11 protein-coding genes are annotated in these 11549 nt (G+C 60.7%); 7 read left to right on the forward strand and 4 right to left on the reverse strand.

Translation table 11 applies throughout. The features are described from left to right. Positions 1–43: 43 nt before the first annotated feature. Entirely contained in the window at positions 44–859 is an 816-nt protein-coding gene (gene tcdA / locus ASE80_RS02705) for a tRNA cyclic N6-threonylcarbamoyladenosine(37) synthase TcdA (RefSeq protein WP_017137131.1), read from the reverse strand. Positions 860–1076: 217 nt separating this feature from the next. On the opposite strand from tcdA, the gene ASE80_RS02710 reads away from it, so the two are divergent. The 4 genes from ASE80_RS02710 (at position 1077) to ASE80_RS02725 (ending at position 6243) form a co-directional block, all read left to right on the forward strand. Further along, positions 1077–3668, forward strand: a complete 2592-nt coding sequence (locus ASE80_RS02710; RefSeq protein ID WP_056857546.1) for a glycosyltransferase — start codon at positions 1077–1079, stop codon at positions 3666–3668. A gap of 182 nt (positions 3669–3850) precedes the next feature. Continuing rightward, positions 3851–5002, forward strand: coding sequence for a succinyl-diaminopimelate desuccinylase (gene dapE / locus ASE80_RS02715; protein ID WP_056857547.1), 1152 nt, complete (start codon positions 3851–3853; stop codon positions 5000–5002). Continuing rightward, the gene (locus ASE80_RS02720) at positions 5002–5811 is read left to right on the forward strand and encodes a putative RNA methyltransferase (RefSeq protein ID WP_056857548.1); all 810 of its coding nucleotides are present in this window, start codon (positions 5002–5004) and stop codon (positions 5809–5811) included. The genes dapE and ASE80_RS02720 overlap by 1 nt, the downstream gene beginning before the upstream one ends. Before the next feature lie 54 nt (positions 5812–5865). After that, positions 5866–6243, forward strand: a complete 378-nt coding sequence (locus ASE80_RS02725) for a hypothetical protein (protein WP_056857549.1) — start codon at positions 5866–5868, stop codon at positions 6241–6243. A gap of 137 nt (positions 6244–6380) precedes the next feature. Here ASE80_RS02725 and ASE80_RS02730 read toward each other — a convergent pair whose 3' ends face one another. Beyond that, complete coding sequence (locus ASE80_RS02730) at positions 6381–6590, reverse strand: cold-shock protein (protein WP_003219353.1); 210 nt, start codon at positions 6588–6590, stop codon at positions 6381–6383. Positions 6591–6772: 182 nt separating this feature from the next. Between ASE80_RS02730 and plsB the strand changes: the two genes are divergently transcribed. Genes plsB through ASE80_RS02745 form a run of 3 tightly spaced genes read left to right on the forward strand, consistent with a single transcriptional unit; the run spans position 6773 to position 10459 of the window. After that, positions 6773–9277, forward strand: a complete 2505-nt coding sequence (gene plsB, locus ASE80_RS02735) for a glycerol-3-phosphate 1-O-acyltransferase PlsB (RefSeq protein ID WP_056857550.1) — start codon at positions 6773–6775, stop codon at positions 9275–9277. Between the two features lie 51 nt (positions 9278–9328). After that, on the forward strand, positions 9329–9730 hold the full coding sequence (locus tag ASE80_RS02740; RefSeq protein WP_056857551.1) for a YbaY family lipoprotein: 402 nt from the start codon (positions 9329–9331) through the stop codon (positions 9728–9730). A gap of 39 nt (positions 9731–9769) precedes the next feature. Further along, positions 9770–10459 carry a DUF4197 domain-containing protein gene (locus ASE80_RS02745; protein ID WP_056857552.1) on the forward strand — a complete coding sequence of 230 codons (690 nt, stop codon included), beginning with the start codon at positions 9770–9772 and terminating at the stop codon, positions 10457–10459. A 78-nt stretch (positions 10460–10537) separates the two neighbouring features. On the opposite strand, the gene ASE80_RS30590 is transcribed toward ASE80_RS02745, so the two are convergent. Together ASE80_RS30590 and ASE80_RS02750 are read right to left on the reverse strand one after the other, a co-directional pair. Then, entirely contained in the window at positions 10538–10825 is a 288-nt protein-coding gene (locus ASE80_RS30590) for a hypothetical protein (protein WP_133257295.1), read from the reverse strand. 145 nt (positions 10826–10970) lie between these two features. Beyond that, positions 10971–11453: a threonine transporter RhtB gene (locus tag ASE80_RS02750; protein ID WP_330219926.1), complete on the reverse strand. Its 483-nt coding sequence runs from the start codon at positions 11451–11453 to the stop codon at positions 10971–10973. Positions 11454–11549: the final 96 nt, after the last annotated feature.

Below are 11549 nucleotides of genomic sequence, written 5' to 3' on the forward strand. Positions count from 1 at the left end.
TCGCAGGCAAGCCAGCTCCCACATTTTGTTTTGTGCAGGACAGCTAGATCTGGGTAGGCTTGACCCGCTCCGACGGCCTGCGCACCCCGGCCACAATCTTGTCCACCGCCTTGGTCGCCGCCACCATGCCGAACGTGGCCGTGACCATCATCACCGCGCCAAACCCACCGGCGCAGTCCAGCTTCACGCCGTCACCGACAAAACTCTTCTGCAAGCAGATGCTGCCGTCCGGCTTGGGATAGCGCAGTTGTTCGGTAGAGAACACACACGGCACACTGTAATGGCGGGTCACGGTGCGCGAAAAGCCGTAGTCGCGGCGTAGTGTGGAGCGCACTTTCGAGGCCAGCGGGTCATTGAAGGTGCGGTTCAGGTCGCAGACCTGGATCAGCGTCGGGTCGATCTGCCCGCCGGCGCCGCCGGTGGTGATGATCTGGATCTTGCGGCGCTTGCACCAGGCAATCAGTGCGGCCTTGGCGTTGACCGCGTCGATGCAGTCGATCACGCAATCGATATTCGGCGTGATGTACTCGGCCATGGTGTCGCGCGTGACGAAGTCCGCCACCGCGTGCACAGTGCAGTCCGGGTTGATGCCGCGCAGGCGTTCGGCCATCACCTCGACCTTGGGCTTGCCCACGGTGCTGTCCAGGGCGTGCAACTGACGGTTGCTGTTGCTGACGCAGACATCGTCCAGGTCAAACAGCGAGATTTCGCCCACACCGCAACGGGCCATGGCTTCCGCCGCCCAGGAGCCCACGCCGCCGACGCCGACGATCGCCACATGGGCCGCTTTCAAGCGTTCCAGGCCTTCAATGCCATACAAGCGGGCGACGCCTGCAAACCGTGGATCTTCTGTGCTCATGACCATTACCCCAAAAACCGGCGCGCATTATGGACTACGCAGCGACAAGTTCGAAGCTTCCAGCTACAAGTAAAGAACTTAGAGGGTCTTTCGCTGACTAACGTCCGGCTTTTCTCTGTCTGCTGTACGCTCAGTTGAAGGCCGGTGTAGGATGCGCGCCGTTCGGCGTAGGCCGACACCTCTTTTCGTTCCACACCCTTTGGAACCCGAAATAGCCATGTCATCGCGTAAATTTGGACTCAACCTGGTGGTAGTGCTGGCAATTGCCGCGCTGTTTACCGGCTTCTGGGCGCTGATCAACCGCCCGGTCACCACCCCCAACTGGCCTGAACAGATCTCCGGGTTCTCCTACTCGCCGTTCCAACAAGGCCAGTTCCCGCAGAAAGACCAGTACCCCACTGACGACCAGATGCGCCAGGACCTGGCGATCATGAGCAAGCTGACGGACAACATCCGTACTTACTCGGTGGACGGCACATTGGGCGATATCCCCAAACTGGCCGAAGAGTTCGGCTTGCGCGTGACCCTGGGGATCTGGATCAGCCCGGACCTGGAGCGCAACGAGCGTGAAATCCAGCGCGCCATCGAGATCGCCAACACCTCGCGCAGCGTTGTGCGCGTGGTGGTCGGTAACGAGGCATTGTTCCGCGAAGAAATCACCCCAGAGGCGCTGATCGTGCTGCTGGACCGGGTGCGCGCCGCCGTGAAAGTGCCGGTGACCACCTCCGAGCAATGGCACATCTGGGAAAAGAACCCGCAACTGGCCAAGCACGTCGACCTGATCGCCGCGCACATCCTGCCGTTCTGGGAATTCATCCCCATGGACAAGGCCGGCCAGTACGTCCTCGACCGTGCCCGCGACCTGAAAAAGCTGTTCCCGAAAAAGCCGCTGCTGCTCTCGGAAGTGGGCTGGCCGAGCAACGGCCGTATGCGCGGTGGCAATGAAAGCTCGCCGGCCGACCAGGCGATTTACCTGCGCACGCTGGTCAACAAGCTCAACCGCCAGGGTTACAACTACTTCGTGATCGAAGCCTTCGATCAGCCGTGGAAAGTCAGTGACGAAGGTTCAGCCGGTGCTTATTGGGGCGTGTACAACGCCGCGCGCCAGCAGAAATTCAACTTTGAAGGCCCGGTCGTCGCCATCCCGCAATGGCGCGTGCTGGCCATCGGCTCGGTGGTGCTGGCACTGCTGTCGCTGACCCTGCTGATGATCGACGGCTCGGCCCTGCGCCAGCGTGGCCGTACCTTCCTGACCTTTATCGCCTTCCTCTGTGGTTCGGTATTGGTGTGGATCGGCTACGACTACAGCCAGCAATACAGCACCTGGTTCAGTGTCACCGTCGGCATCTTGCTGGCCCTCGGCGCCCTGGGCGTGTTTATCGTATTGCTCACCGAAGCCCACGAACTGGCGGAAGCGGTGTGGACCCACAAGCGCCGGCGTGAATTCCTGCCGGTGGAAGGCGATTCGGACTACCGCCCGAAAGTCTCGATCCATGTGCCGTGCTACAACGAGCCGCCGGAGATGGTCAAACAGACCCTCGACGCCCTGGCCGCCCTCGATTACCCGGACTTCGAAGTCCTGATCATCGATAACAACACCAAGGACCCGGCCGTCTGGGAGCCGGTGCGTGACTACTGCGAAACCCTCGGCCCGCGCTTCAAGTTCTTCCACGTCGCGCCCCTGGCCGGTTTCAAGGGCGGCGCGCTGAACTACCTGATTCCGCACACCGCCAAGGATGCCGAAGTGATCGCGGTGATCGACTCGGACTACTGTGTGTCGCCCAACTGGCTCAAGCACATGGTGCCGCACTTCGCCGACCCGAAAATCGCCGTGGTGCAGTCGCCGCAGGACTACCGCGACCAGAACGAAAGCACCTTCAAGAAGCTCTGCTACGCCGAATACAAAGGTTTCTTCCATATCGGCATGGTCACCCGCAACGACCGCGACGCGATCATCCAGCACGGCACCATGACCATGACCCGCCGTTCGGTGCTCGAGGAACTCGGCTGGGCCGACTGGTGCATCTGTGAAGACGCCGAACTCGGCCTGCGGGTATTCGAGAAAGGCCTGTCGGCGGCGTATTACCACGACAGTTACGGCAAGGGCTTGATGCCGGATACCTTTATCGACTTCAAGAAGCAGCGTTTCCGCTGGGCCTACGGCGCGATCCAGATCATCAAGCGCCACACCGCCAGCCTGTTGCGCGGCAAAGGCACCGAGCTGACCCGTGGCCAGCGTTACCACTTCCTCGCGGGCTGGTTGCCGTGGGTGGCGGATGGCATGAACATCTTCTTCACCGTCGGCGCCCTGTTGTGGTCGGCGGCGATGATCATCGTGCCGACCCGTGTTGACCCGCCGCTGCTGATTTTCGCGATCCCGCCGTTGGCGTTGTTTGTGTTCAAGGTCGGCAAGATCATCTTCCTCTACCGCCGTGCGGTGGGTGTGAACTTGAAAGATGCGTTTTGCGCGGCACTGGCCGGGCTGGCGTTGTCGCACACCATCGCCAAGGCGGTGCTGTATGGCTTCTTCACCACCAGTATTCCGTTCTTTCGCACACCGAAAAACGCCGATAACCACGGCTTCTGGGTCGCGATTTCCGAAGCCCGCGAAGAGATGTTCATCATGTTGCTGTTGTGGGGCGCCGCACTGGGGATTTACCTGGTGCAGGGCCTGCCGAGCAATGACATACGCTTCTGGGTGGTGATGCTGCTGGTGCAATCGCTGCCGTATGTGGCGGCGCTGATCATGGCGTTCCTGTCATCGCTGCCAAAACCTGCACCTAAGGTTGAGCCGGCAACCGCCGAGTAAAAACTTGCGCAATGCACTAAACGGCGGCCTCTGGCCGCCGTTTTGCTATAAGATAACGGCCGTTTTACGAGACTTGGCCAGGCCCTGCTTTCTGTGGGAGCTGGCTTGCCTGCTCCCACATCGAACCCTGTTTTATCCACATTCGTCCTGCGCGCCCATTACACGCTTCCCGGAGTTTCCCCATGACGGCCCATGCCGACCTTTCGCCGACCCTTCAACTTGCCATCGACTTGATCCGTCGCCCCTCGGTGACGCCGATTGATGCCGACTGCCAGAAGCTGATGATGCAGCGCCTGGGCGACGCCGGTTTTGCACTTGAGCCGATGCGTATCGAAGACGTTGACAACTTCTGGGCCACCCATGGCAAACACGAAGGCCCGGTACTGTGCTTTGCCGGTCACACCGACGTGGTGCCAACCGGCCCGGTGCAGGCGTGGCAGAACGACCCGTTCGACGCGTTGATCGACGAACACGGCATGCTCTGCGGGCGTGGCGCGGCGGACATGAAAGGCAGCCTGGCGGCAATGCTGGTGGCCTCGGAGCGTTTTGTGACCGACTACCCGGACCACAAGGGCTCTGTGGCTTTTCTGATCACCAGCGATGAAGAAGGCCCGGCGCACCACGGCACCAAAGCGGTCATCGAGCGCCTGGCGGCCCGCAAGGAGCGCCTGGACTGGTGCATCGTCGGTGAACCGTCGAGCACTACGCTGGTGGGCGATGTGGTCAAAAATGGTCGTCGCGGCTCCCTCGGTGCCACCCTGACCGTGCGCGGTGTACAGGGCCACGTGGCGTACCCGCACCTGGCGAAGAACCCGATCCACCTGGCCGCACCGGCGCTGGCGGAACTGGCGGCCGAGCACTGGGACGATGGCAATACCTTCTTCCCGCCGACCAGCTTCCAGATTTCCAACCTCAATTCCGGTACCGGCGCCACCAACGTGATTCCGGGCGACCTGACGGCAGTGTTCAACTTCCGGTTCTCCACCGAATCCACCGTCGAGGGCCTGCAACAGCGCGTGGCAGCGATTCTGGATAAACACGGCCTGGACTGGCACGTTGAATGGGCCTTGTCGGGCCTGCCATTCCTCACCGAGCCGGGCGCGTTGCTGGATGCTGTTTCGGCCAGCATCAAGGCGATTACCGGCCGCGAGACCAAGGCGTCCACCAGCGGCGGCACGTCCGATGGGCGCTTCATTGCCACCCTCGGTACTCAGGTCGTGGAGCTGGGCCCGGTCAACGCGACGATCCATCAGGTCAACGAACGCATCCTGGCCAGCGACCTCGATGTGCTGACCGAAATCTACTACCAAACCCTGATCAAGTTGCTCGCCTGATGCTCGCCTGCCCCCTTTGCAGCGAACCGCTCAACCCTGTGGATAACGGCGTGGCGTGCCCGACCGGGCACCGTTTCGACCGTGCGCGCCAGGGTTACCTGAACCTGTTGCCGGTGCAGCACAAGAACAGCCGCGACCCAGGCGACAACCTCGCCATGGTCGAGGCACGCCGCGACTTTCTCAATGCCGGGCACTATGCGCCAGTGGCCAAGCGCCTGGCCGAACTGGCCGCCGAGCGCGCGCCGCAGCGTTGGGTGGACATCGGATGTGGCGAGGGTTACTACACCGCGCAAATCGCCGACGCCCTGCCCCACGCTGACGGCTATGCGCTGGATATCTCCAAGGAAGCGGTGAAACGCGCGTGCAAACGCAACCCGGCGCTGACCTGGTTGATCGCCAGCATGGCCCGCGTGCCGTTGGCGTCGGGCAGTTGCCAGTTTCTCGCCAGCGTGTTCAGCCCTCTGGACTGGGACGAAGCCAAGCGCCTGCTCAGCCCTGGCGGCGGTTTGATGAAGGTCGGCCCGACTGCCGGCCACCTGATGGAACTGCGCGAACGCCTGTACGACGAAGTGCGTGAATACACCGACGACAAGCATTTGGCGTTGGTGCCCGAAGGCATGAGCCTGGCGCACAGTGAAACGCTGGAGTTCACCCTGAGCCTGATCGAGCCCCGGGACCGCGCCAACCTGCTGGCAATGACGCCCCATGGCTGGCGCGCGAGTGCCGAGCGCCGTGCTGAAGTGATCGAGGCCGCCGACCCGCTGCTGGTCACCGTATCGATGCGCTACGATTATTTCGTGCTTCAATAACCGACTTTTAAGTATCCGCGAATGGATTTTCGAATCCCGCAACGAGGAACATCCATGCGCCAACCTGATATCGAGATTTACCTGAAAGACGCCGAGGTCGACTACAAGGCCATCGCCGCCTGGCTGGGCACTGCCCTCGGCCCGTGCACCGACTGGGTCCAGAAAGGCCAGACCTACAAGTGCAAGGCCGGCACTGTGCCGGTTACCTGGCTGCCAAAAGCCGTGGGCAAGTGGAACAGCCTGTACCTGGAAAGCGACCAGACGCCGTGGGATGACGACATCGCCTGCGCCCGCGCCGCCTTTGCCGCGCTGAACGTCGAAGTGCGCTGCGCGCCGGGTACCTGGGTTGAGGAGGAAGGTGAGGAAAGCGCTGATACCTGGATTCGCATCAGTGCCGACGGTGAAGAGCAGATCACCTGGAAAACTGCCTGATCCAAACCGGACAACCCAATCAATGTGGGAGCTGGCTTGCCTGCAATAGCATCACCGCGGTCCGACTGATAGACCGAGGTGTCTGCATCGCAGGCAAGCCAGCTCCCACAGTTGATTGGGTTGGCAGGACAAGGGTGTTACAGACCCACCACATCCTCAGCCTGCAAGCCCTTCTCGCCGGTCACCACGGCGTATTCCACCTGCTGGCCCTCGGCCAGTGAACGGTGGCCTTCACCGCGAATGGCGCGGTAGTGCACAAACACATCCTTGCCGTCTTCACGCTGGATAAAGCCATAGCCCTTTGCATCGTTGAACCACTTTACATTGCCGGTTTCACGCGTTGCCATCTGTCTTACTCCCACATGCATTTTTATTGTTGAGTCGCTCGCATTGAACTGCCGAGTATAAGACAGGCTCAAAAACGCTCAACTCAAGTTTACATCGCTGCTTTTTTGCCGATTTTCGGCGAATACGGCACACTACCCGCCCGAGCGCCTGCTCGGTTTTTTCCACTTGAAGCAGCACGCCTATGACCCGCTCCCCGTTCCGCCGTCTGGTGTTTGGCACCTTGCGCCGACTGTTGTACCTCTGGGTTCGCTCGGAGACGATCAATCAGTCGTCCCTAACCCTTAACCTGGACCGCAGCCGGCCGGTGTTTTACGTCCTGCAATCGCCTTCTCTCACCGAATTGGCGGTGGTCGACAAGGAATGCACCAAGGCCAGCCTGCCGCGCCCGGTGCTGCCGGTATCGGTGGGCCCGCTGATGGAACCGGCGGCGTTCTTCTACCTCACGCCGGAACCCGACTGGCTCGGCCGCCAGGACAAGCGCGGCGCGCCGCCGCCCCTGACCCGCCTGGTCAACACCCTGACCGAGCACGCCGAAGAGAATGCACAAATCATTCCGGTCAGCGTGTTCTGGGGGCAGTCGCCCGAAAGCGAGTCCAGCCCATGGAAACTGCTGTTTGCCGACAGCTGGGCGGTCACCGGCCGCCTGCGCCGCTTGCTGAGCATCCTGATCCTGGGTCGCAAGACCCGTGTGCAATTCTCCGCGCCTATCAACCTGCGTGAATTGATCGAGCACAATAAAGGCCACGAACGCACCGTGCGCATGGCCCAGCGCATCTTGCGTGTGCACTTTCGTAACCTGAAGACTGCGGTCATCGGCCCCGACCTGTCCCACCGCCGTAACCTGGTCAAAGGCCTGGTCAACATGCCGCTGGTGCGCCAGGCGATTGCGGATGAGGCCGAACGCGAAAAAATCACCCCGGAAAAAGCCAAGGCCCAGGCCCTGCGCTACGGCAACGAGATCGCGTCGGACTACACCTACACCGCGATTCGCTTTCTGGAAGTGGTCTTGAGCTGGTTCTGGAACAAGATCTACGACGGCATCAAGGTCAACAATATCGAAGGCGTGCAAAAGGTTGCCCAGGGTTACGAGGTGATCTACGTGCCTTGCCACCGCAGCCATATCGACTACCTGCTGCTCTCGTACCTGCTGTTCAAAAACGGCCTGACCCCACCGCACATTGCCGCCGGCATCAACCTGAACATGCCGGTGATCGGCAGCCTGTTGCGCCGTGGCGGTGCGTTTTTCATGCGCCGCACCTTCAAGGGCAACCCGCTGTACACCTCGGTGTTCAATGAATACCTGCACACCCTGTTCACCAAGGGCTTCCCGGTGGAGTACTTCGTCGAAGGCGGGCGCTCGCGCACCGGGCGCATGCTGCAACCGAAAACCGGGATGCTGGCGATCACACTGCGCAGCTTCTTGCGCTCCTCACGTATGCCGATCGTGTTCGTGCCGGTGTATATCGGCTATGAACGCGTGCTCGAAGGCCGTACTTACCTGGGCGAGTTGCGCGGGGCGAGCAAGAAGAAAGAATCGATCTTCGATATTTTCAAAGTGGTCGGCGCGCTCAAGCAGCGCTTTGGCCAGGTCGCGGTCAACTTCGGCGAGCCGATCAAGCTGGCCGAGTTCCTCGACGCCGAGCAGCCGGGCTGGCGTGTCCAGGAGCTGGGCCCGAACTACAAACCGGCGTGGCTCAACGAAACCACCAACCGCCTCGGCGAGCAGGTGGCACGCCACCTCAACGAAGCCGCAGCCGTCAACCCGGTGAACCTGGTGGCCCTGGCCCTGCTTTCCACCACGCGCCTGGCCCTGGATGAACAGGCCATGGCCCGCCAGCTGGACCTGTACCTGGCACTGCTGCGCCGCGTGCCCTACTCACCGCACACCACCTTGCCGGAAGGCGATGGGCTGGCGCTGATCAAGCACGTCAAGGACATGAACCTGCTCTCGGAGCAGAGTGATGCCCTGGGCAAGATTGTGTATCTGGATGAGCAGAACGCCGTCCTGATGACCTATTACCGCAACAACGTGCTGCACATTTTCGCCCTGCCGGCGCTGCTGGCGAGTTTCTTCCAAAGCAGCTCACGCATGAGTCGCGAGCAGATCCTGCGCTTTACCCGCGCGCTCTACCCGTACCTGCAATCGGAACTGTTTATTCGTTGGTCGCTGGAGGATTTGGATGCGGTCGTCGACCAATGGCTGGAAGCCTTTGTCGAGCAAGGCCTGCTGCGTTTTGAGAACAACGTGTACCTGCGTCCGGCCCCGAGTTCGCGGCACTTTGTGCTGCTGACGCTGCTGTCCAAGAGCATCGCCCAGACCCTGCAACGCTTCTACATGGCGATCTCGCTGCTGCTTAACAGCGGCCAGAACAGCATCAGCGCCGAAGAGCTGGAAGACCTGTGCACGATCATGGCCCAGCGCCTGTCGATCCTGCATGGCCTGAACGCGCCGGAGTTCTTCGACAAGAGTCTTTTCCGACATTTTATCCAGACATTGCTGGAGCAAGATGTGCTGCGCCGCGACGAGGCCGGCAAATTGAGTTACCACGACCTGCTGGGTGAACTGGCGGAAGGCGCGGCGAAACGCGTGTTGCCTGCCGAGATTCGCCTATCGATTCGCCAAGTGGCCTTGCATCGCGTCGACGGCGCCGCTGAAGCGCCTGTGGAACCGGCAGAAAGCCGCTAGATTGACTGAGGCGCCGGGCTGTTTCCGGCGCCGTTGAAAAGGAGCTGTACCATGAAAAAGATCATCCTCCTGGGCCTTACCGCCCTGCTCGGAGCCTGCCAATCCATGACTCCAGCCCCCAAGGCCAGCCTCGACGGCGAAGTGTTCTACCTGCAACGCATCGCCCTGTCGCCCGCCGCCACCTTGAGCGTCAGCCTGCAGGACGTGTCGCTGATGGACGCGCCGGCAGTGACCTTGGCCGAACAGAAAGGCCCGGTCAAAGGCCAGGTGCCGCTGCCGTTTCACCTGAGCTACGACCCGGCGCAGGTCAAGCCCGGCCACACTTACTCGGTAAGCGCTCGCATCGAGCTGGACGGCAAGCTACTGTTTATTACCACCGAACGCCACGCGGTGCAGCTCGACGGCAAGGACCAACAACCCCTGCGCCTGCGCGTTGATGCTGTTGCACACTGACCTTTTCCAGACCATAAGCCCGAACATAAGGAAGCGCTCATGCTCCGTCACTCTCTTCGCCTCACTGCCCTGTGTGCCGGCTTGCTGCTCGGTGCCAACGCCATGGCCCTGGACCTTGGCAGCCTGTCCCAGGGCGACGCCTCCGGCGGTCTCAAGGACGCCCTGACCCAAGGCGCTCAGATCGCCGTGAAGCAACTGGGTGCGCCCGGTGGTTTCAGCAACAACCCCGAAGTGAAGATCGGCTTGCCAGGCAAGCTGGGCAAAGTCGCCGACAAGCTGAAGATGTTCGGCATGGGTGACCAGGTCACGCAGCTGGAAACCAGCATGAACAAGGCCGCCGAAACGGCCGTGACCCAGGCGCAACCGATCCTGGTCAATGCGGTTAAAAACATGAGCGTGACCGACGCCAAGGGCATTCTCAGCGGCGGCCAGGACTCGGCGACGCAGTACCTGAATAAGAGCAGCCGTGAGCAGATCCGCGCCAAGTTCCTGCCGATCGTCAAAGCGGCTACCGACAAGGTTGGGGTTGCTCAGCAGTACAACGCTCTGGCCGGCAAGGCGGCAGCATTCGGTGCAGTGGATGCCAAAAGTGCCAACGTTGAAAACTACGTGACCGAACAGGCGCTGGACGGCTTGTTCAAGATGATCGCGCAGCAGGAAGAAACCATTCGCAAAAACCCGGCGGCCGCGGCCACCAGCCTGGCGAAGAAGGTGTTTGGCGCGCTGTAAGCCGCTCAAACATGTTGGATCTACTGCGCCAAGGCCGCTTACCACGGGCCTTGGCGCAGTTGTTTCAGGCCAGGCCCATTAACGGTTCAGCGTAAAAGTCGGATACGTAGGATAAGTAGGTCTGTAGGGTGAAGGCTGCACGCAGATCGTGGGTTGCTGCGTATGCGGCTTGCCAGTATTCGTCTGGTAGGGATAGGTATTGCCCGCATGCGGCCGAACTGTATGGGGGCGGTGGTGATGGTGGGTAACGTTTGTTTGCGACCACGACCGATACCCGTTTCCAAAATCATTGCGCGGTACATTATTGCCCAGCAGGGCTCCGAGCAGCGCACCTTTGAAAGCAATTACAGCATCAAAAAAAGCCATGTAAATCTCCATAAACTCATTGAATAGGCCGGACTGCCACATCAGGGAAGTCCAAACCAGTGCCTGTCCATCAGGCAATTCTGAGTGGAGTGAAAAAACACAAACGTTCCACAGGCGCACACGTCTGTTTGCATCAGCATGTGAATCAGTGAATCACCGCCCCTGCCAACCGCCCCATCATGATCGTGGCAAAACAACCAATGGCCACGGAGGCGATGCGGTTGATCTTCAAGGGGGTTAACCAGGCTTTCTGAACCCCTTCAAACCGGCTGCCCAGTACGATCCAGGCGGTGCCTACCGGTAGCACCACCAACGCCAGCAGGGTCATGAACCCGACATAGCCTGGCAGCGACGTGAAGGTGCCGAGCGGCGCGATAAACGAAACAATCAGCAAGCCTTTGGGGTTCATCACCGTGAGCCAGAAAAAATGCAGGCTGGAAAATCGATCGTGGCTTGAGTCGGCGATGCTGGTGTGGCGTTGCCACAGCGTGAATGAGACATGCAACAGGTAGCAAGCCGCTGCCAGTTGTACGGCCATCAACGCCCACAGCGAGTAGTCCACCAGATAGTGCAGTGCAACGCCCCACACGGAAACCTGCAACAGGTAAGCCAGGCACTCGATAAACACCAGCCTCCATGAAGCCTTGAACCCGAATAACACCCCAGCCCGCAAAAGCAGGGTGTTGGTCGGACCTGGGGCAAGTAGTAGCAACATCAAGGCTAA

Source organism: Pseudomonas sp. Leaf15 (assembly GCF_001421425.1).
GTDB classification, from domain to species: Bacteria; Pseudomonadota; Gammaproteobacteria; order Pseudomonadales; family Pseudomonadaceae; genus Aquipseudomonas; species Aquipseudomonas salomonii.